The 21,235-nt window shown below is 63.7% G+C and carries 17 protein-coding genes; 6 read left to right on the top strand and 11 right to left on the bottom strand.

The genetic code is table 11. The features are described 5' to 3' along the window. Positions 1–314 precede the first annotated feature (314 nt). Positions 315–1,733 (bottom strand): tRNA modification GTPase, encoded by a 1,419-nt coding sequence (locus KA354_07770; protein ID MBP7934533.1) that lies wholly within the window; start codon positions 1,731–1,733, stop codon positions 315–317. Continuing rightward, positions 1,734–2,663 carry a nucleoside hydrolase gene (locus KA354_07765; GenBank protein MBP7934532.1) on the bottom strand — a complete coding sequence of 310 codons (930 nt, stop codon included), beginning with the start codon at positions 2,661–2,663 and terminating at the stop codon, positions 1,734–1,736. It lies immediately after the preceding gene. An 88-nt stretch (positions 2,664–2,751) separates the two neighbouring features. Here KA354_07765 and galK point away from each other — a divergent pair, with 88 nt between their 5' ends. Together galK and trpD are read left to right on the top strand one after the other, a co-directional pair. Then, positions 2,752–3,921 (top strand): galactokinase, encoded by a 1,170-nt coding sequence (gene galK, locus KA354_07760; protein ID MBP7934531.1) that lies wholly within the window; start codon positions 2,752–2,754, stop codon positions 3,919–3,921. A 21-nt stretch (positions 3,922–3,942) separates the two neighbouring features. Beyond that, entirely contained in the window at positions 3,943–4,968 is a 1,026-nt protein-coding gene (gene trpD, locus KA354_07755; protein MBP7934530.1) for an anthranilate phosphoribosyltransferase, read from the top strand. A 102-nt stretch (positions 4,969–5,070) separates the two neighbouring features. Here the strand turns inward: trpD and KA354_07750 are convergent, their stop codons facing one another. Then, positions 5,071–5,955 carry a prepilin-type N-terminal cleavage/methylation domain-containing protein gene (locus KA354_07750; protein ID MBP7934529.1) on the bottom strand — a complete coding sequence of 295 codons (885 nt, stop codon included), beginning with the start codon at positions 5,953–5,955 and terminating at the stop codon, positions 5,071–5,073. A gap of 73 nt (positions 5,956–6,028) precedes the next feature. Beyond that, the gene (locus tag KA354_07745) at positions 6,029–7,021 is read right to left on the bottom strand and encodes a hypothetical protein (GenBank protein ID MBP7934528.1); all 993 of its coding nucleotides are present in this window, start codon (positions 7,019–7,021) and stop codon (positions 6,029–6,031) included. A 296-nt stretch (positions 7,022–7,317) separates the two neighbouring features. On the opposite strand from KA354_07745, the gene KA354_07740 reads away from it, so the two are divergent. Next, positions 7,318–7,755, top strand: a complete 438-nt coding sequence (locus KA354_07740; GenBank protein ID MBP7934527.1) for a hypothetical protein — start codon at positions 7,318–7,320, stop codon at positions 7,753–7,755. Between the two features lie 67 nt (positions 7,756–7,822). On the opposite strand, the gene KA354_07735 is transcribed toward KA354_07740, so the two are convergent. The 7 genes from KA354_07735 to KA354_07705 form a co-directional block, all read right to left on the bottom strand. Further along, on the bottom strand, positions 7,823–8,872 hold the full coding sequence (locus KA354_07735) for a DUF1080 domain-containing protein (GenBank protein ID MBP7934526.1): 1,050 nt from the start codon (positions 8,870–8,872) through the stop codon (positions 7,823–7,825). A gap of 105 nt (positions 8,873–8,977) precedes the next feature. Continuing rightward, positions 8,978–9,853: a sugar phosphate isomerase/epimerase gene (locus KA354_07730; GenBank protein ID MBP7934525.1), complete on the bottom strand. Its 876-nt coding sequence runs from the start codon at positions 9,851–9,853 to the stop codon at positions 8,978–8,980. A gap of 88 nt (positions 9,854–9,941) precedes the next feature. After that, positions 9,942–11,543, bottom strand: a complete 1,602-nt coding sequence (locus tag KA354_07725) for an 8-oxoguanine deaminase (protein ID MBP7934524.1) — start codon at positions 11,541–11,543, stop codon at positions 9,942–9,944. 282 nt (positions 11,544–11,825) lie between these two features. Beyond that, complete coding sequence (locus KA354_07720; GenBank protein ID MBP7934523.1) at positions 11,826–13,784, bottom strand: hypothetical protein; 1,959 nt, start codon at positions 13,782–13,784, stop codon at positions 11,826–11,828. Between the two features lie 248 nt (positions 13,785–14,032). Further along, positions 14,033–14,692 carry a response regulator transcription factor gene (locus tag KA354_07715; GenBank protein MBP7934522.1) on the bottom strand — a complete coding sequence of 220 codons (660 nt, stop codon included), beginning with the start codon at positions 14,690–14,692 and terminating at the stop codon, positions 14,033–14,035. Between the two features lie 276 nt (positions 14,693–14,968). After that, positions 14,969–15,547 carry an SIS domain-containing protein gene (locus KA354_07710; GenBank protein MBP7934521.1) on the bottom strand — a complete coding sequence of 193 codons (579 nt, stop codon included), beginning with the start codon at positions 15,545–15,547 and terminating at the stop codon, positions 14,969–14,971. 8 nt (positions 15,548–15,555) lie between these two features. Beyond that, positions 15,556–16,458: a sugar phosphate isomerase/epimerase gene (locus KA354_07705; GenBank protein ID MBP7934520.1), complete on the bottom strand. Its 903-nt coding sequence runs from the start codon at positions 16,456–16,458 to the stop codon at positions 15,556–15,558. Positions 16,459–16,528: 70 nt separating this feature from the next. Between KA354_07705 and KA354_07700 the strand changes: the two genes are divergently transcribed. The 3 genes from KA354_07700 (at position 16,529) to KA354_07690 (ending at position 21,231) form a co-directional block, all read left to right on the top strand. Next, a complete protein-coding gene (locus KA354_07700; GenBank protein MBP7934519.1) occupies positions 16,529–17,692 on the top strand; it encodes a glycoside hydrolase family 88 protein in 1,164 nt (387 codons plus the stop codon). 160 nt (positions 17,693–17,852) lie between these two features. Continuing rightward, on the top strand, positions 17,853–20,177 hold the full coding sequence (locus KA354_07695; protein MBP7934518.1) for a hypothetical protein: 2,325 nt from the start codon (positions 17,853–17,855) through the stop codon (positions 20,175–20,177). A gap of 127 nt (positions 20,178–20,304) precedes the next feature. Next, the gene (locus KA354_07690) at positions 20,305–21,231 is read left to right on the top strand and encodes an ABC transporter ATP-binding protein (protein ID MBP7934517.1); all 927 of its coding nucleotides are present in this window, start codon (positions 20,305–20,307) and stop codon (positions 21,229–21,231) included. Positions 21,232–21,235 lie beyond the last annotated feature (4 nt).

Here is a 21,235-nt window from a genome sequence, read left to right as displayed (position 1 = left end):
CGGATGGTACCGGATGCGCACAAAAGCGGGAGGTGCCGCCGTGGCGCGCGAGCACCTCCCCGTTGTCATGAGCATTCCATAGGCCGCTACTTGCAGCAGCGGCTCTTCTTGCAGGTCTTCTTCGCCACTTTCTTCTTCGCCACTTTCTTCTTCGCAACCTTCTTCTTGGCCATCGCACCTATCTCCTGTTTGGCGGTGCCCAGAATAGCGGGACAGCGGCGGTTGTCAAAACATTTTTCCGTTTTTTGTTTCAGCCGCGCCCGCGGCACGCTGCATGTTATATCGACCGCGAAGCGAACGCCCCTTAGTTTTTTTCACTTGCCGATGCAGAAGCGTGCGAAGATGCGACCGAGCAGTTCCTCGGTCACGAGTTCGCCAGTTAGCAGCGAGAGGGCGCTGACCGCCTCACGCACCTCGAGGGCGAGTAGTTCCGCATCATCGCAAGGAGCATTGTGAGGGCCGCAAATCGCCCGGGCTCGCGCCAGGGCTTCGCCGGCATCACTCAGCGCCAACCGCTGTCGGCTCGAGAGGGCCAGGAGCTCCGTACCGTGCGGCTCAACGTCGGCGAACACGAGCCGATGTATCTCCTGACGCAGGGCCTCAAGGCCCTGGCCGGTATGGGCACTGACGGTGATGACCGGGCGACCAGGTGGAACCAGGCTGACCCAGGGTGGCGGATGCCCATCGGTGGTCAAGTCGATCTTGCTGGCGACGATGCAGACCGGCCGGCGAGCCATCCTGGCCAGTAACAGGCTGTTCACCGGGTCGAACGGAGCCATTGCGTCAACAACCAGCAGGATCATGTCCGCTGAACTCAAAGCCCGTTGAGTTGCCCCCTGGGCAAGGACGTCCGGGTGGTCCTCGAGCATGTCCTCCTTGAGGTCCTCGCTCCAGCCAGCGCTGTCGATGAGCATGACCTCCACATCACCGAGGGGCATCGGGGCGGCGATCACGTCGCGCGTCGTGCCCGCCACCGCGGACTGGATAGCGCGATCCATGCCGGTCAGCCGGTTGAACAGCGTGCTCTTGCCCGCATTCGGCCGCCCGAGGATGAGGATCTCGGGCAGGATGCCGAGTCGTTCGATTGACGGTGATTCCCGCAGCAACCGGGCCAGGTCCGCGATCGTCTGGTCGAGGACCGCAAGGACCTCCGGGTCCGAGATGAACTCGATAGGCGCGTCCGCAAAGTCAATCCGGGCTTCGATCAAGGCGAGGAGATCCGTCAGCCGCTCGCGCATGGCGGCCGACCGGCGGCTCAGTTCGCCGTGCAGCAGGGCTTCCGAGGCCCGCAGCTGTGAGTCCGTGCGGGCGTGAATCATGGCCGCGACGCCTTCGATGCGAGTCAAGTCCATCGCCCCGTTGAAGTAGGCTCGGGCGGTGAACTCGCCAGGTTCGGCATACCGAGCCCCGAGGGTCACGAACCGGTCACACACGGCGGCCAGCACCGGCGGCGAACCGACGGTGTGTAGCTCGACAATGTCTTGTCGCGTGTAGCTGGCAGGGGCACGGAACACGTAGGCCTCGGCCGGCAGGCGGGCGGCGCGATCCAGGCCGATGTGACCCTCCAGCCGATGATGGCCGGCCACCTGGAGGAGCCGTTCTCCTCGGTCGCCTTCAAACAGGGTGTTCGCCAGGGCGATCGCCTCCGGGCCGCTGAGCCGGACCACGCCGCGTACACTGACACCCGGCGGAGAGGAGACGGCCACAATGGTATCGTTCGGGCGGTCGAGCATTCAGACGACGAACCGCTCCTGGCAGAGCTGCTCCAGCAGGTTTTCGAGGAAGTCCACGACATTGACGGAGATGACCACGCCAACTTGTCGGCTTTTGTCTTTGCCGACGGTCGGGCGCACGCGTCCCGCCTGCTTGCCGTCCGTGGTGACGTCCAAGCCCATGCGTGCCCGCATGAACAGCGACGGCCAGATCAGCACCCCCAGGGCCAGGGCGTCGTGCACGAAGAACGTCCCTCGTCCGCCGTCGACACATTGCTCCATTGGAAAGCGGATCATGCGCGCGAGCAACTCCGCGGTGCTTGACCGGCTTCGCGACAGCCGGGCCACATGGGATTCATCCATCTGGACCTGCCGGGTCACATCGAGGGGGACGACCGTCACCGGCAGACCGGCCGATAGCACGGTGGCCGCGGCTGCCGGGTCGCGATAGAAGTTGAACTCCGCATCCTGGGTCACATTGCCGGGACACCAGACCGCGCCGCCCATGATGATGATCTGACCGGCCCCGACCAGGAGGTCCGGTTTCTCCCGCACCAGGGCAGCCAGGTTCGTCAGCGGCCCGATGGCGAGGATGGCCAGGGACTTGCCGTATTGGCCGATGAGTTGCCTGTACAGCTCGACATAGCCACAGGGCGCAAACGCCTCGGGGGTGGCGAGATCCAGGTTGCCCATGCCATCCGGACCATGGACGTGGGCGGAGTACTCCAGACCGGGGGCGACCTGGGCCAGTCCGCGGGCGATCGGGGGCCACTTGTGCAATCTCAAGGCGGTCAACAGCCGCGCCACGTTGACCGTGGCCTGGGCCAGCGGCACGTTGCCCTCAACGCTGGCCACGCCCACGAGGTCGATGGCGTCCGAGCGGAGGGCCAGTGCGACTGCTACCGCGTCGTCCACCCCCATGTCCGTGTCGATCAGTACCGGGGTTGCCATCGTCGACTCCACCGGCCGATGAGAACATTGACAGGCTCAGGGCCACGCCCTACAGTCGCCATCTCAGCCTATTGTTAGTGAGGACGGCATGACGGTCAATACGGCGGAACTGGTGCAACGTTTCTCGAAGGTGTTCCCGGATGCTTCACCGACCCTGTTGGTGCGGTCGCCCGGGCGGGTCAACCTGATCGGGGAGCATGTGGATTATGCCGATGGGTTCGTTCTGCCCATCGCCATGTCGCAGGCCTTGTACGTGGTGGTTGCCCCGACGAATGATGGCACGCTTGTGGTCCATACGACAGCTGGTGATCAGACTATTCGGTTCCCGGCAGCCGATCCAGGGCCGCCGGATGCAGTCAAGTGGGGCAACTACGTTCGCGGAACGGTCGAGATGCTGCGGCGGGAAGGCATCACCTGCAAGGGGGGGCGCCTGTTCATCCACAGTGAAGTGCCCTTGGGCGGGGGGGTGAGCAGTTCCGCGGCGCTTGAAGTCGGCACGGCCAAGGCGATCCTGGCCCTGGCCGGTCGCACCATGGATCCGGTCAAGACCGCCCTCCTGGCCCGGCAGGCGGAGCATCAGTACGCCAAGTCCCCCTGCGGGATCATGGATCAGTTCATCTGCGCCCTGGGGAGAGAGGGACACGCCTTGCTGCTCGACTGCCGCACCCAGGTGGTCGAGCACTTGCCCATGGCCTTGGGCGACACCGTCCTGACGGTGATGAACACCCAGGTCAAACACGAGGTCGGGGCCAGTCAGTACCCGGTTCGGCAGAAGCAGATTGCCGAAGGGCTGGCCGTCCTGAAGGCGACCAAACCGGCTCTGACGAGCTTGCGTGACGTGACTCCTGAGCAACTCGAGGCCGGCCGCGGGAACATGGATCCGGTCGTCTATCGGCGCTGCCGCCACATTGTCAGCGAGATTCAGCGGACGGCGCACGCCGGCGAGGTGCTCCGGGCCAACGACGCATCCGGTTTCGGGCGACTCATGATCGCCTCGCACGTCTCGCTGCGCGACGATTACGAGGTCTCGTGCGAGGAACTGGACGCCCTGGTTGATCTCGCAACCGGGATTCCCGGCGTCTACGGCGCGAGGATGACCGGTGCCGGTTTCGGCGGCTGCGCCATCGCGCTAGTCGCCCGCGAGGCCGAGGAGCGGCTCCAGGCTGCCATTCGGCAGCGTTATGACAGTCGGTTCAAGAACCCTGCGATCGTGTATACCACCACGGCCTCGAATGGGGCGGCCGTGCATCCACTCTAATCGCGCTCTGGGGCGGCAGCCATGGCTGACATCGCAAGCATCATTGGGCAGGTGAAGGCCGGCCGGCATCTGTCTCGGGAGCAGACCCGGGAGGTCTTCGAGCAGATCATGACCGGTGGCGTCGAGCCGGGTCCCATGGGCGAGTTTCTGACTGCACTCGCCGCCAAGGACGAGACCGTCGAGGAGATCGCAGGTGCCGCGGACGTCATGAATGAGAAAGTGACCCGGGTACGTTGCGAGGCGGAGTGTATCGATACCTGCGGCACGGGCGGCGATGGAATCAGCACCTTCAACGTCTCGACCACTGCGGCGATCATCGCCGCTTCCGCGGGGGCGACCGTCGCCAAGCACGGCAACCGCACCCATACCCGGGTCAGTGGCTCGGCTGAGGTGATCGAGGAACTGGGGGTGAACCTCAATGCACCGGTTCCGGTGCTGGAGCGATGCCTTCGCGAATGCCGGATCGCCTTCCTTTATGCCCCGAACCTGCACCCGGCCATGAAGCACGCGGCGCCGGTTCGCAAGGCAATTCGCATCCGGACCATCTTCAATTTGCTCGGTCCGCTGACCAATCCGGCTGGAGCCAGGCGGCAGCTGCTGGGCACTTCCCGACCCGATCTGACCGAGACACTGGCTGCGGTCCTCGCCGCCCGAGGGGCGGCCTTCGCCTGGGTGGTACATGCCCACAACGGACTGTGCGATCTGACCGTCACCGGGCCGACCCAGGTAACCGAGGTCAAGGACGGGCGGTTTCGCACATTCCAGGTTCATCCCGAGGACGTTGGCGTGCCCGTGGCCAGCCTGAGCAAGCTCCTCGTGAACTCTCCTTTCGCCAGCGCCAACGCGATGCGCGACATCTTCGGCGGTCGCGATCAGGGCCCCCGTCGCCATCACGCCTTGCTGAACAGCGCTGCGGCTCTGCTGGTCGCGGGTCTGGCCACCGATCTCGCGTCCGGTCTCAAACTCGCTGCTCAGGCGGTCGACGATGGCCGGGCAAGCAGAACGCTCGATCAGCTGGTGCGGTTGTCCAACGCCAGCGCCGACTGAACGGCCCGCGGCATGCGATTCCCCTGGCCCCGATCACCCCGGCAAGCCGCCGACGATGAGGATGAGAAGTCGCGGAGAGGTCGTGGCGAGACGCATCGCCGCCTACGGCGCCGGGTTCACCGTGCCGAGCCAGTTCCGCTGGTATTCGACGTGGCCGTCGAACATCGCGTAGTTGGCGCCGCCGTCGTGATAGGGTTTGTCCGGGATCAGGCCTTCCGCGGTGACGAAACTGAACTGGTAAGTGCCTCGTTGCCATTGGCCGGGTCTGCGGGTGGAGCCGACGGGAATGGGCAGCAGTTCGGGGTAGCGAAATGCGTCCGCGATGGCCCACTCGCGGCCGGGTTGTTTGACGACCTGGATCTTCTTGGGGACAGCGTCCCTGAGAAACGCAGGATCGGTGGAAGAACGTGGCGTGAACGGTGCCCTGGTGTTCTCCCAGAAGTTGTCCGGATAGCCGAAGTACCACGGCGGCGCTGTGCCGAACTCAACGCTTCCCGCCTTCCTCCAGTTGTTGAGCGCGTAGGAGAAGGGCCGCTCGAAATCGGTTCTCCCATAGGTGTTCGCCAGCTTGTTCTTGGACATGGCGAAGGCGGTGGGACACTTGGCGACGGTGTCGGTCGCCTTCCCACTGCGTCCCTTGTCCGTGAAGTACTTGCGGATCAGATACGGCAGGTGCCACTCTTCGTAATCGTTGGAAGCGATCTTGAGGAAGGTCTCCAGTTCCATGGCCGGATGAATCGGCCCCGGGAGCGAATCTCTGCTGTCCGAACCATACATCACCATGCCATTGACGAACTGCTTGATCTGCGTGGCACAGACCGCTCGACGCGATTGCTCGCGGGCTTTGGTTAGCGAAGGGAGCAGGACGGCCAGCAGAAGGGCGATGATCGCGACGACCACGAGCACTTCGATCAGCGTAAACGCGGCTTTGGCAGCGTTGACGCCCACCAAAGAAGACTCGGTCGGGGGGTCGGACGTAGCTTTCATGGCGGACCTCAAGCGACTGTGAATGACCTGACCGCCGCCTATTATATAACCATGCTGCCTCGCCGCCAATCCATTACGGCTGCTCCAGCGTCGGAAGGGTATCCTGCATCTGGCCGTAGACCGTGTCCGCGTCCCACCGAGTCATGGTAGCAAGGGTATTACCCTGTTCCACCAGCTCCTGAACCAGATAGTAGCCGATGTAGTACCCGGAGCCCGGGGGAATCCACGTCTCGTTGTCTTCCGCACCAAGGTAAGCTCGCTTGATTGTCTGATCGGTCGTGCCCATGTTGTTCAGGATGTCCTGGGTCAGATCGTCGAAGAGGTCGTGCATCTGGGTGATCCGCTCGGTGGTGAAACCGAGGTACTCGGTCATCTCATGGCCGGGAATGACCTGCTCGGAGGCGTAGACCGCCATGCCCTCGGTCCAGACCCCTCGGTATAGGCCACCCGAGGGGCTGAACGTGGTGAAGTGGTAGAGATGATACTGCTCGTGAGCGATGGTGATATCCAACTCGGGTTCGTTCGGGGCGTAGTTCTCGAGGCCCAGGGCCAGGATCGTCTGGCCATTCAAGTCCACCGCCTTGCCGTGGAAACTGAACGCCACCGTCAGGTAGTAGTCGGTCTGCGGAGCGAAGTCGGCGAATAGGTTCTTGAACGACGTCCGCCCATCCAACACCCGCTGTACGGCCGTACTACTGGTCTGCTTCAACGTGTTCAACTGAGGCACAATCTCGTTCCAGAACTGGTCGATGATCTGGGCTTTGTAGGCTGCGAGGTCGTCTCCGGTCAGGTTGCGGTAGATGACCTGATTGAAGAAATCCGGGTACTTGCCTTCAAGGAGTTCGTTCCATTGGGCAGTTCGCGTGGCAGCGTCCGCATTGGCGTTCTGCTCTGCATAGGCGATAAAGTCCTCGGTGATGTTGTAGATCTTGTGCCCATCGTCCATAGTGACCGGTTCGTTCCCTTGCGGTTGAGGAGTCGGAGGCGGGGACCAGCAGCCCTGGCCACTGGTGAGGACAACCACGAAAGCACCGAGCAACAACATGTAGCCGTTCCGAATACTCATGACAGGTCTCCCGCGTTCTCGCTAGACAAAAGCCGCGATCGTCTCAAATCCTGCCGGGTGATCGCACTCGGATCCGACGGAGACACCCGTCGTGACCACGAGGTGCGAAGTCGGCGAATCCTGGTTCTATCCTACCACTTCTTGTTCGGGGTAGATACCTCGCGTTATTGGATTTCGGTCAAAGACAGGCGAAGCCGGGACAGCTGCTGACCCGGAGTTTTCAGAAACATCATGAATAAGCCGGGTCTTTCTCGCCTGTATTCGTGCGAGCAGCAAGCGGGCTTGGATTGCTGGTTTTGGCGGAGACGACGACCACGCAGTTGGAGAAGATGCCGTCGGGACGGTTTGCCGCGTTCGTTCCCTTGCCGGGGGGCCAACTCAAGTTCCCCATCCTCTACGACGAGCAGACCCGGCTTCACTGGGTGGTCAGCAATCAGGCGACGGACAGCATGACCCGAGCCGACCGGCGGCCGGCGGACCGTTTTGCCATCCCGAACCAGGAGCGTCACCGGCTTCAACTGCATTTCTCGAAGAACTGCGTCGATTGGGTGTTTGCCGGCCTGGTCACGCGAGGCAAGTCGGCCAAGCAGGCCCGCAGCTACGCAAGCATGGTGATTGACGGCGGGGATCTGATGATTCTTAGCCGCTTCGGGGATGAAAACGCCAAGTCAGCCCACGATGGCAATCTAATCACCCTTCATCGGGTGCGCGAGTTCAGGAAGCTGGCGTGCTAGGATGCGCCCACCTCCGTCGTCAAACGGGGACGCCGAGGGCAGGCGGCCAGGTGACCTGTCCTGAATACTACTGAACCAGGGACTTGACCGCGATCGTCCGGAAGCGGATGGGGACACCTTCGGATTGGAGGCCGATCGTACCGGAGGACGGAGACGCCTTCCTGCACTCGTTCACCACGACACCGTTGAGCGCCAGGCGGATCGTGTCACCCTTGCAGGTGATCTCGTAGCGGTGCCACACGCCGGGGGGAATGTCGACCTTGGCCGAGGGATTGTCCTTCAGGTACTCGAGAGATGCACCGCCGATGAGGTAGATCTTGCCCATCTGATCGACGTTCAGGTTCGGCTCGATCGACTGGGGCCAGACCTTGTCCTCGCCGTTGATGTGCACCAGAACGCCAGCGTTGCCGAGTTTCTCGGGATACATGAACTCCAGGAGCAGCTTGTAGTCCTTGTGGCTCGCCTTGGTGCGGACGTAGCAGGTTGGCTTGCCGGTGCAGTGGAGTTCGGCGTTGACTACCTTCCAGGTGTCCGATTCGGCGGCGATCGCTTTCCAGCCTTCCAGGTCCTTGCGGTTGAAGAGCGGCTTGAACCCGGCGACGTACTGCTCCCAGTCCTGCTTCAGAGCGGAGACGACCTTCGCGGGGTGTCCCTTGATGTCCTTGCTCACGTTCGAGTCGATCAGGAGCACCTTGCCGGTCCGGCCGATGACCACCGTCCAGCGGGCGCTGAGGCCGTTGTTCACAGGGATGTCGAAGGCCTTGGCGACGACACCTTCCTTGTCGGCCAGAAGATCATACTTGAGTCTATAGGAGTCGCAGAACTTGTGCTGAGTGTCCTGTTCGTCACAAGACACGCCAAAGACGGCAGCGTCGAAGGCGCGCAGGTCCTTGTCGGCGTCGCGGAAGGCCTGGACCTCGACCGTGCAGCCGGAGGTGAAGGACTTGGGGTAGAAGAACAGGACAACCGGCCGATGGCCGTACAGACCGCCCAGGTCGACGGTCTTGCCCTCCTGGTTCTTGGCCTGGGTCGCTGGGGGCGCGTCTCCAGGCTTCAGAGCGGACACGGTGGGGGCCGTCACCAGCAACATCGCGAACCCGCATATGCCTCGAATCATGAGCGACACTCCTCACGCCGTCTGGGCGTCTGGCATTTCTCCTTCGGGATGGGACCGTGGCCCGTTCAGGGAGATCCGACGACCGAATGCCGGCCGCTGAGAGAGCTACCCCGCCCAGAGCTTCCGGACGTATTCTAGGTTCCTGCGTGTATCGGCGACCATGTTTCCGCTGGGACTCGAGGTTTCCAGTGTGGCCCAGCGATCGTATCCGATTTCCTTCAGGACCTTGACGACGGTCGGCCAGTCGGGCTTGCCGCTGGCACCCAGCAGATGGCGGCCTTCCTTGTAATGCACCTCGCAGATGCGTTTGCGGCCCAGGAGCTTGACCTCCTTGACGAAATCGTAGCCCTTGGTGGCGTGGGAGTTGAAGAAATCGTAGTAGACCTGGACGGCGTCCGAGCGAACCTGGTCGAGGATCTTCAGATGCCCCTCGGCCGACATGTAGCTCTCGATGCCGAGGATGACGCCGGCTTTCTCCGCTCGCGGGGCTAGTTCCTGCAGGACTTCGGTCACCCGGCGCATGTCGGTCGCGTTGTCCTCCTTGAGTTCGCCGTGGCCAAAAAAGGCCAGCAGGATGACCTGCACCTTCAGGGCCTTGGCCGCCTCGATGGCGTCGGCCGCCCAGATGGCCGCCCTCGGTTCGGACATGAGCGGTATCTCATTGAGCAGTCCCATGGCCAGCGAGGAGATGGCCACGCCGGACTTGCGTGAGGCCTCAAGGTACTCCTCCTGGATTCTGGGCTGCCGCAGCCAGAGTCTGTTCTCCGGACTGCCCAGGCTGACCTGGACTCCCTGAAGGCCGATCTCTTTGGCCAGGGGGAAAGCCTCCGGGGTGGTCTTGCCCAGGGACCAGTCGCACATGCTCACTTTGACGCCGGATGCTCTGGCTTCGGCGACCGCTTGGCGGATCTGGGTCCCGATGGCCAGCCCGGCCGTCACGGCCGCCGCTCCCGCCAGTACTTCACGCCGTGTCTGAATCATGCGTGCACCTCCAGGTCTGAGACCGCCCATCCACCGCCGACGGTTTTCGACGGCACACCACCATCCGCTGATGGTCATCCGTCGGCAACTACGCCCGGTACTTCCGTTGCACCAGGCGGTTGAAGTCCGCCACGAGCCGGAGGCCGTCCAGGGTACAGAGCCGACCAGCTTCAACCACCCGCTTGCCGGCGACGAACACGTCGCGTGGCCGGGGCGGCTGGGCCAGTATCAACGCTCCGATCGGATCCTGGGCGATGGCACCGGCGAAGGCTACGTCGCTGAGATCAAAGAGGGCCAGGTCGGCGGCGCAGCCTGGCTCGATCCTGCCCAGCTCCTTGCGGTTCAGTACCGCCGCGCCGCCGGCGGTCACCAGGCGGAACGCCTCTTGGGCGGTCATACCGGCGGGGTTGCCGCCGACCCGCTGGAGCAGCAGGGCCTGTCGGGCCTCCGCGAGGATACTGCCGCCATCATTACTGCTACTGCCGTCCACGGCAAGGCCGACCTTGACGCCCGCGTCAAGCATCTTCCGGATCGGTGCCACCCCGCTGGCCAGCCGCATGTTGGATGACGGGCAATGGGCCACGCCGGTATGCGTCTCCGCCAGAAGGCGGATCTCCCGATCATTCAAATGCACGCAGTGGGCCAGGTAGACATTGTCCGCCAGCCACTCGTGCCGGTGAAGGTACTCGATCGGTCGTACTTCGAACCGTTCCAGGCAGAACCGCTCCTCGTCAAGGGTCTCGGCCGCATGGGTGTGCAGTAGAACATGGTGTTCGGCAGCCAGCACCCGTGTCTCGTCGAACAGTTCCGGCGTGATGTTGAACGGCGAACAGGGAGCCAGGTCGATCCGGCGCATGGACATCGGCCTGGCGTCGTGGAAACGAAGCAGGGCATGCTGGCAGTCGGCCAGAATGCTCTCCTCGTTCTCGACGCATTCGTCGGGCGGAAGCCCACCGGCCGATCGCCCCGTGCTCATGCTGCCTCGGCAGGCGTGAATGCGGATGCCCACCTGTTCGGCGGCTTCGAGGATCGCCTCGAGCCGCACATCGCTGCCGTTGGGGAACAGGTAATGATGATCGCTGGTGGTCGTGCAACCGCTGACGACAAGCTCTGCCAGACTGACCGCTGCCGCCTGCCGCAGATCGTCGTAGCACAACCCGCGCCAGATTGGGTACAGCGTCGTCAGCCAGCTGAACAACGTCGCCGCCTGAACGTCGGTCCTGCAGCGGGTCAGCGATTGGAACAGGTGGTGGTGGGTGTTCACCAGCCCCGGGGTCACCAGCGTGCCGCGGCCGTCGATGACCGTCACCTCCTTGTCCGGCTCCTCTTCTGCACCGCGGCCAGCCTGGATCGCCAGGGCAAACTCGATTTCGCTCTCGGTGACGAACGCCAGCTCCGTCAACATCTGGCCGATGACACCATAACGCGTCTTCTGCCTTTCGAGGGCCCGAGCAACCTCCTCGGGGGTGACCAATCCGAGCCTGAAGAGGATCGCCCCCAGCGGTCGGCCATGCAGCTCCTGGAGCCGGACATCCTTGATGGCCGCGCGAGCCGGAATGGGCACGGTCTTTCGAGTCTGGCCAAGCCGGGTGATGACGCCGCTCTCGAACTCGATGGAGCAGTCATCGAGCACGGCCACGCCTTTGTCGCGCGGCGTCACCACCAAGGCATGATCAATGCGTGTCTTCATCCACTCTTCTCGGTGATCAGTGTAGTGAACGGTGCTTGGGGTGCAAGAAGAGACCACGATGGCTGGGACGAGTGACTTGGTCAGCCATCCTGGTCGGAGTGCCGTGACCAGACGCCGAGTTGGGGTTCGTTCCCTCGTTCTCGGGGGGCACCAGCGTCCGATCCGGGAGTGTCGAGCTCGACCCGGAGCAGCGATCTGTTCGTTGTCTGTGCACAAAGAGAGGGGACAAGCGTCCATGCCGGATCGACACTTGTCCCCGTGTCCGCCTAGCTCTAAACGGTCCTAGAAATCGTTGGGCTCGTTGCCGTCCGCGTCCAAGGGTATGGCCTCGCTGGCCGGGGAACTCGGGGTCTTGGAGATCAGCTTGGGCTTGGCAAGCCGACTCAGCGGCTTGACGACGGGTGAGCTGGCCGCCTTCTTGGTCGTCCCCCGGGCGGCCGAAGTCGGTTCGCTGCCCAGGGTACCGCCGGTGGTAATGCCGACCAATTCGGTGACGAGTCCCTTGACCGACTGGGCCTGGGCGGCGAGTTCCTCCGCGGCGGCCGCGGATTCCTCCGCTCCGGAAGCGTTCTGCTGGGTGACCTTGTCCATCTGGCTGACCGCGGTGTTGACCTGGTCGACGCCAACCGCCTGTTCGTCCGATGCCTTGGAGATGCCGTTGATCAAGTCGGAGACCTTGCCCACGTCGCCGACGATGGCGGCCAGGGACTTGGCCACCTCGCTGGCCACGCGGGTACCCTCGTGCGACTTATTGACGGCGTCTTCGATCAGGCCGGTCGTCTCCTTGGCCGCCTGGGCACAACGCTGGGCGAGGCTGCGGACCTCGTCGGCCACGACTGCAAAACCCTTGCCATGTTCACCTGCTCGGGCGGCCTCGACCGCCGCGTTGAGCGCGAGCAGGTTGGTCTGGAAGGCAATCTCCTCGATCACCTTGATGATCTTGCTGATCTTTTCGGAGGAGCCGTTGATGCCCGCCATGGCCTCGTTGAGCTGCCCCATGGTCTGGTCACCTTCGTGGGCGGTCTGCCGCGTTTTGAGGGCCAGGTCGTTGGCTTCTTTGGCACTGGCCGCGTTGGTACGCGTCATCGCCGCCATCTGCTCCAGGGCGCTGGAAGTCTCCTCCAGCGACGAGGCCTGCTCGCTGGCTCCTTCCGCCAACTGCTGCGAGGCGTCGGCAACCTGCGCGGCGGCATCGTTGACCTGATCGGCACCTTCATTCAAACCTTCGATGATGCGACTGATCGGCCGGACAATGCTGCGGGTGATCAGAACGGCCAGAATGGTCCCGATGACCAGGGCGCCGATCCCCATCGCCATGATCATGACCTGGGTTCGGGCAGTCACCGACTGCATCTCCTGGCTGAGCCGGCTGTTCAAGGTGTTGGTCTCAGTCACCACGTTCTTGGCCGCGTCGGCCAGCGTCCGTACCGCTTCTCGCTCGGTGACCAGTCCGCCGTGATAGCTGATCGCAGCCGTCTCGTACTGCTGCATGTAGCCAGTCAATGCCTTGGTCAGATTATCGAGTTGGGCGGTACCCTTGGCCAGTGTAGACCACTTGCCCAGGCCTTCCTTGACCACTTCGTACTGAGCCTGCCACTCGGTCCACTGCTGCTCGGCACCCGTAACGAACAGATAGGTGCCGGCAACCCGCAAGAGGAGGAAGGGCTGGATGAAACCGCGATCCAGCTCAATGGACACCGCGGACCAGGTCGTGAGGTCGTCGATGTTCTTGTCAGCCTTGGCCTTCTCGAGGGCGGGCTCGATCGTCTCTCGAAGCGCGGTGGCGATATCGCGGGTGATGCTGTTACCCAGGTTGCGCCAGTCCGTGCGTGCCTGGTCACGGACCTTGCGGGAATCAGCCATCTTGTCGAAAGAGCTCTTGTAGGTATCGGCGTAGCCCGCGACTTTGCGGATCTGCCCGACCTGCTCCGTGTCGATCCCCGAAGTGGTTTCAATGTCCTTCAAGGCGGCCAGGAGCTGAGCGTGGGCGTCGTACCACTTTTCGGCGGCGTTCTTGGTCTCGCCATTGGCCTTCTCAAAGCCGGAGGCTGCGAAATCGCGCCTCAATGTGGCACAGTTTCCCATGCGCTCCAGAACGACGGCCCCTTGCTCCAGAACAGCACGCTTGGTGTTGATGTCCCTCAGGCCGTTCCAGCTCGCCAGGCCCAGCAGAACCGAGATGGTCACGAGCGCACCGAAACCAAGGGCCATTTTCGTCGAGAGTTTCATTCTCTTTTTCATCTCTGTCGTCTCCCCGTTACTGTCGCCGTTCTTTGGACCGTCGTCACTTGATCACTTGATCGGAAACCCGGCGCGACGTTGCGTCCGCCGTTTGTCCCACAATGCCGGGTGGTCCCGCACCCCGGCGCACCTTCGTCCACCTACAACACGGCATCGGCTTGACTTGAGGGGATATGGGGGATGCAAACACATACATCTGCCCGCCATAGGCTTATCGGACGGCTCCGACGGCGGGCGACGACCTGATTTCAGGGTTCCGCCAGGCCTTCGCGGATCGCGAATTTGGTCAGGTCCACGCGATCATGGATATCGAGTTTGGCCATGAGCCGCGTGCAATGGCGGTCGATGGCGGAGAGCGTCACACTCATCTGCAGGGCAATCTCCTTTTTCGAAAGACCCCGGGCGATGTAACGCAGAACCGCCAGTTCCTTCTCCGTGAGGCTGGCCGCCCGGGTGTGCCCCGCCGGGCTCAGCTTGTGGCGACCGTCCGGGTGGATGATGATGCGCGCCTGGATCTCCGGCGAGTAGCAGACCCCACCGGCCATGACCGCGCGGATCGCCTCCACGAGTCGTTGCGGCGGCTCGCCCTTGCTCAGGTAGCCGGATGCCTGGACCAGTATGGCCTGTTCGATGTAGCGATCATGATGGAAGCCGCTGAGGAAGACCACTCGCGTCTTCGGAAGCCGGGACTTGATGGTCCTGGCCGCCTCGAAGCTGTGCTGGCCCGGCATCTCAATATCCAAAAGCACGACATCGGGCTTCAGACGCAGCGTCTCAGCGACCGCTTCGTCGGCGCTGCCCACCTCCGCCACCACGACCAGGTCCGCCTCTCGCTCCAGGACGGTCTTCACCGCCCCCCGGACCAGGGCGTGATCGTCCGCAAGGATGATCGTCGTGCGGTCAGCCATGGTTCCCCTCTCCAAGATCCAGCTTCGCCAGCCGCCGGGCGGAAAAGGTCTGGCCTGACGGTTCAGCCATGAGCATGTCCCTCTGCATGATCTCCGGCGTCGTCGCCGGTGTCACCTGCACACCCGTTATACTCCGCAAAGACCGCATGGCAACAGCCCAGATGGCCCGGAAGGCGTGGTCATAGGGCTATGGCCAGCAGACCAGGTGCCGGCGCATTCAGGCGCCGCCTGCGGGGTGGCCAGAAGTACCCGAGAGGGCCACGTGCATGCGAAACCTCACCTGCCACCGGAAGTCAGGTCACGTTCGACGAGATCACAGAGGATGTGGTAGGCCAGCTGGTGGAGATGCTGCACCGCGTAGCTCGGCTTGGCCGGGGCAAGGAAGCAGACGTCGCAGAGGGCGAGCATGTCGCCGCCGGTCCCGCCGAGGAAACCGAGGACCTTGGCGCCACGGACACGGGCGGCGCGGGCGGCCTCGACGACGTTCGGACTCTTGCCGCTGGTGCTGAGGACCCAGAAGACGTCGCCAGGACGGACCAGGGCCTCGACCTGGCGGGCGAAGACGCGGTCGAAGCCGTAATCATTGCTGATGGCGGTCAGGGCGCTGGTGTCGGTGGTCAGGGCAACGCAGGGCAGGCCCGGGCGTTCACGGAGAAACCGGCCGACCAGTTCGGCGGCGATGTGCTGGGCGTCAGCCGCGGACCCACCGTTGCCGCCGATGTAGACCCGCCCGCCGGAGCGGAAGCAGTCGATGAGCAGGCGGGCGGCGGCCGCAATCTCGGCCTGGCGGGCGGCATCGAGCCGCTGGATGCCTTCCAGGTGCTCCCGTATGAACGCGCGAATGATCTTGTCCATCGTGTACCTCACGCATCGGCCAGGATCGCGTCGATCCGCCGGGAGATGTCGACCAGATCGCCCCGACCCTCGTGGATCAGCGGACCAGCGTAATGGATGCGTTTCAGAGCGGCCATGACCGCCGGCCAGTTCACGTCGCCGTCGCCCGGCAGGCAGAATCCCTCAACCGTGCCGACAGCCGTCCTGAAGTCCTTGAGATGAATCCGACAGATCCTCCTGCCCAGTGTATCGACCCAGTCTTCCGGAAGCCCCCACTTGACGACGTTTCCGACATCGAGACAGACGCGGACCCAGGGCGAGTTGAGGCGGTCGATCAGCTCGCAAATCTCAACCGGCGACAGGAGAAACTGGTTCCAGACGTTCTCGATCGCGAGGACGACGCCGCGCTTCTCGGCCTCCGGAACGAGTCCCCTGAGGGCATCAAAGGTCAGCTTGAGGGCGTCAGCGTAGCCGCAGAGCAGCTCGCGGGGCCTGCGGAAGTGGGTGACCACCCCAGGAACGACGAGCAGGGCATCAGTCCCCAGCCAGCGCGCCCGATCCAGGCCGGCGATGGTGATGTCCCAGGCCTTTCGGCGGTCAGCTGGAGACTGGGCAGTGAAGTGCCACTGCCAGAAGAGCCCACACGCCAGTGAGGCCACCCCCAGCCCGGCCGCCCGGATGGTGTCACCCAGCTTGCGGCACTCCGCCTCGCCGGTGGCCAGGGACAGTTCGCCCTCCGCGGTCAGGACCGGCTCGAACGCCCGGAAGCCGGCCAGGGCCGAAGCTTCGGCGGCCTGAACCAGCGGCGTGCCCGCCTCGAACGTCCAACCGTTGACCGCCTTGATCAAATCGCGATCCTCCTCGGGCGCGAAGGCATGATACCAGAAACCGTTTGGCGGATCACAGACCGAGACCCAGGTTTGACCACGCATTTGTCCGCCGATACCCTCATTCCTGTAAGGAATGGCAAGGGTTTGCGACAACAGGAGAAGGAGTCTGTCCATGGCCAAAAAGGAGCAGTCCCAGTTGCTGAAACGGATTGAAGCAGGGTTTGAGTTCGCCCAGCAGCAGGTACGAAAGCTGGTCGAGCGATACCCGGACTACTTCCCCATGTACACCGTTCAGGGGAAGTGGCAGCACACAGGGGAGAAATGGACCAACTGGTGCGAGGGTTTCCTGCCCGGCATGATGTGGATCTTCCACGAGGAGACGGGCGACCGTTACTGGCGAGAGAAGGCCGAGCATTACAGCCGGCTGATCGAGCCGCGGAAGGACGACCGGGACGTCCACGACCTCGGCTTCCTCTTCTACCACGGGACGTACCGGCGATGGTACGAGGCGACGGTCCGCGAAGGTAAGCCGGATCCCGCCCTACGCGAGGTCGTTCATCACGCCGGCCGGACGCTCGCCAAACGATTCATGCCCGTCGGCAACTACCTGCGATCGTTCGTGGCTCCCGATTCGCTTTTCGTAGACATCATGATGAATGTGCCGATCATCCTGCTGACCGCGGTCGAGACAAACGACAGCGAGCTGCTGGAGGTGGCCAGCAAGCACTGCGCGACATCACGTCGCTACCTCGTGCGGGGCGACGGCTCGACGTCTCACGAGGCGATGTTCGACCTATCGACCGGCGAGTGCCTCAGGCAGACGACTCACCAGGGCTATCGCGGCGACTCGTGCTGGTCACGCGGCCTGGCATGGGCAATCTACGGGTTCGCCACGTCGGGTCGGATCCTGAACTTCATCCCGTGGCTGGAAACGTCTCGGCACTGCGCCCAGTACCTGATGGAGAGGGTGTCAGCGGACCCGGTGCCGCCGTGGGATTTTGATGCCCCCGAGGAATCAAGGCGACAGAAAGATACCTCCGCCGGAGCGATCGCGGCCTGTGGCCTGTTCGAGCTGGCGGACGCCCAGCAACTCGTGGGCGAGAAGGAGGCAAGGCAGCGCCAGCACCTCAAGGAGGTCGGCCTCCGGATGGTGGGGGCGCTGTGCGGGCCGGAGTATCTGGCCTTGGGCGATGGCAGCTGGGAAGGGATCCTCAAGCACGGGGTATACCATCGCAACAAGGGGCTGGGCGTGGATGAATCCGTGATGTGGGGCGAGTTCTTCTTCGTCGAGTCGCTCCAGCGGGCCCTGAGGTGCCTCCGGGGTCCGAGGAAGTAGGCTGATCAAGCAGGACTTGATCTCCAGTTTGAGGCCTCTGCGGGCCGGGCGTACAATGGCCGGTCGGGTGTGGACTTGGTGAAACTCTACCCGGTATTGGGGCGTACAAGCTGACGAGGACTGCCTCGTCGGCCCGAACCGAGGGTTGGAGGGCGTGGGTATGCTCGGTTGGCGACATGCCTGTGCGATGATCATCGCGGCGCTCACCCTGTCGTCCGGGGCCGCCAGTGCCGTCCAAGTGCAGGGCGAAATCGTCCACATCGGCTTCCCAGGCAACACCAGCAGCAGCGGGCAGGATCAAGGGCTTGATCGATACCGGATCGGCTCGTGGATCCCCATCGTGGTCGAGCTGGTGAACCTCGGGGGCGAGCAGACTGAACTCACCCTGGAAGCCCGACAACAGGATCAGGACGGCGACGAAATCCTGGCCCGTCGCACGGTGTGGCCGCAAAGCAAGCAACGCTACTTCCTGTACCTGCCGGCCGGCAGGGAACAGGCGCCTCAGTACTTCACGGTTCGGGTGTATGACTCGAAGGGGCAGTACGCCAAACTGGTCGGCCCGACGGGCGCGGATATCACCGAGCTGAAGCCTCCCCCTGTGCTCCAGCCGATTCCTTCGGACCACCAGGTGATTCTGGACGTTTCGCAGAAGCCGCTGGCTCCGCTGCGCAATCTGATGAAGGAAGAAGAGAAACTGGTCCGCCCGCTGGTCGTGCTCCGCGGCGTGGCCAAGGACCTGCCGGACGACGTGGCCGGCCTGGACATGGCCGACGTCATCGTCTGGGATGCAGCGGATCCGAGCCTTATGGATCTGGAGCCCCGGAACGCCCTGGTCGAGTGGGTCCGACGCGGGGGCACACTGGTGCTGGGGGTCAGCAGGACGTGGGATCTCGTTGGCAAGGGCAAGTTCGGAGAGATGCTCCCGGTCGTGCCAACGCAGATGGCCGCCATGTCCACGCCGCCCGAGTACCTGACCGAACTCCTCTCGATCGACGCCTTTGATGCGAAGAGCTTCACGCCGGCACTGAGCTACTGCCCGATCACCGTGAAGAACTTGGCCAGCGGCGCGCAGATACTCGTGCCCGGGCCGCTGACCAACTCAGACCGGGCGGGAGCCACCGCGGCCAAGGACGACCACGCCTTTGTGACCCGCCGCCCCGTCGGCCGAGGGCAGGTCATTTTCGTCGCTGCCGAGCTGAGCGATCTGTTGAGCCGGGGTTCGCGGCCGAGCGAGCGGGTCCTGGCTGATCTGATCGGGGTTCGCCTTTTGAAGGGCGACCCACCGGACAAGAGCAGTATCAGCGGCCTGAGAGTGGAGGCCGACGTCTTCAACACCCTGCGCCGCAAGACCACGTTCGGCGTCACTGCCGGTTTGTATCTCGGGTTCGCGTTCCTGTTCGTGGTGGCCTACATCCTGCTGGCGACGGGGGGGACGTGGGCGTGGCTCAAGCGGCAGCAGAAGGTTCAGCACACCTGGACCGCCTTTGCGATGGTGAGCATCGCGGCCAGTGTCGTGAGCGTGGCGTCGGTGCAATGGATTCGCGGGATCAGCTACCGGGTTCAGGAACTCTCCATTGTGGATGGGGAGGCGGGTTCGAACCAGGCCCATGCGGCCTGCTACTTCGGCTTGAAGGCCCCGGTACACAGCAGGCTGGATCTGCGGGTGCCGTGCAACTGGCTTGATCCCGGGAGCCCGACGGACATCAACGGCCTGCTGGCCCCGCTCGCCCCGGAGCGGGAAGGGACGGTGTTCGCGTCGCGGGAGCGGTATCAGGCCGTGGCCGGCCTCGGTGAGCTCCAGGGCGTGCCAATGCGGGCGACCCTCAAGCAGTTCGAGGCCAAGTGGGCGGGGCAATTGCCCGGCCGGTTGGAGGCGGGCCTGAGGCGCGAGCAGGCCGGCACGGTCAAGCTCAACACGGACAGCTGGATCAAGAACGGCCTGGGAACCGAGCTGAGGAGCTGCTACCTCTTTGTCGCAGGAAGTGACGTGCCGCAGGCCCGGGTGACTCGCGATCTCCAGATCCGAGTGTACGGGCTTGAGAGGCTGCCCGCGGACGCCAGAGCGAGCCTCGGCGATTTCAGGGATCTCGGCGTCCTGCAGGCCAATCAGGGAGGATGGCTGCGAAGCCTGGGCATGCAGGTCAACGCCTATGGCGGCCGTGTCGACCAGGAACAAGACAGGAGGGAGATTACCCAGGAGGGTTTCGAGGCCGCTCTGCTGCTGATGAGTCTTTACGACGAGTTCGATCAGAAAGAGACCAAGAAAAGCGGCTTTGACCTGACAAGGTCCCGCGGGCACGAGCTCGATCGCTCGGCCCACCTTCGTCAGAGCACCGCGCTGTTCGTCGGATTCAGCCGCGACCCGGGGCCGGCCCGCCTCTGCTATCGGGAGGCTGGAACGAAGCAGAAGTGGGCGCCGCTGCAGCCGACGCAGGCGGACGTGGTGTACCGGATGGCGGTTCCCGTGATGGAGCCGCAGGATTGACTAAGCGGGCGGGAAGAGACGCGATCGTTGGACACCGGCCGGAGAACGCGGGCTGTATTCGCCAGCCGGCATGCGGCCGGGTGAGGGCCCCCGGATTCTGGCTTTGCTGAGGTGGTTGGCTAGCGTGATCATCGAGACGATCAACCTGACGAAGCGTTATGGCGACTTGGTGGCCCTGAACAACCTCCATCTCAACATCGAGGAGGGGGAGTGTTTCGGGTACATCGGCCCGAACGGGGCCGGCAAGACCACCACGATCAAGATTCTGGCCACCTTGCTGCAGCCGACCTGGGGCGAGGCCCGGGTCTGCGGGCACGTCATCGGCTACCAGTCACGTAAGATCCGACCGCTGATCGGTTACGTGCCCGATTTCTTCGGGGCCTACAGCGACATGGTCGTGCAGGAGTACCTGGAGTTCTTCGCCTCGGCCTACGGCATCACCGGGCAACACCGCCGCAAGATCGTCGGGGACGTGCTGGACCTCACCGACCTGGCCTACAAGCGTGAGGCCCTGGTGGACTCGCTGTCCCGAGGCATGAAACAGCGCCTGAGCATCGCCCGCGTGCTGTTGCACGACCCGAAGGTGCTACTGCTGGATGAGCCGGCCAGCGGGCTGGATCCGCGAGCGCGGATCGAAATCCGGGAGCTGCTCAAGGAACTGCACAAGATGGGCAAGACCATCGTCATCAGCTCGCACATCCTGCACGAGCTGGCCGAGCTTTGCTCGACCGTGGGAATCATCGAGCGCGGCGAGCTGCTCTTCCACGGATCGGTCCGCGACGCCACCCGCCAGGCGGGCATGGGGACCCGCGTGCAGGTCGGGGTGGCCGATCGATCGGATCTGGCCGCCCGCGTCCTGCAGCAGCTCGAGCCGGTCAAAAGCGTGGAGCAGAACAACGGATGCCTGTCCGTGGAGCTCAAGACGGAGATGCACGACTTCTCCTTCCTGGCTCGGGCCTTGCTGGAGAACCGGCTGGCCATCACCGAGCTTCGCGAGGAAGAAGCCAACCTGGAGACGGCCTTCCTGCGGCTCACCAAGGGCATCGTCCAATAACCCC

This window comes from Phycisphaerae bacterium (assembly GCA_018003015.1).
In the GTDB taxonomy this organism is placed as follows: domain Bacteria; phylum Planctomycetota; class Phycisphaerae; order UBA1845; family PWPN01; genus JAGNEZ01.
The sequence above is the reverse complement of the archived record's forward strand: the minus strand, read 5'-3'. Positions and strand labels throughout refer to the sequence as shown.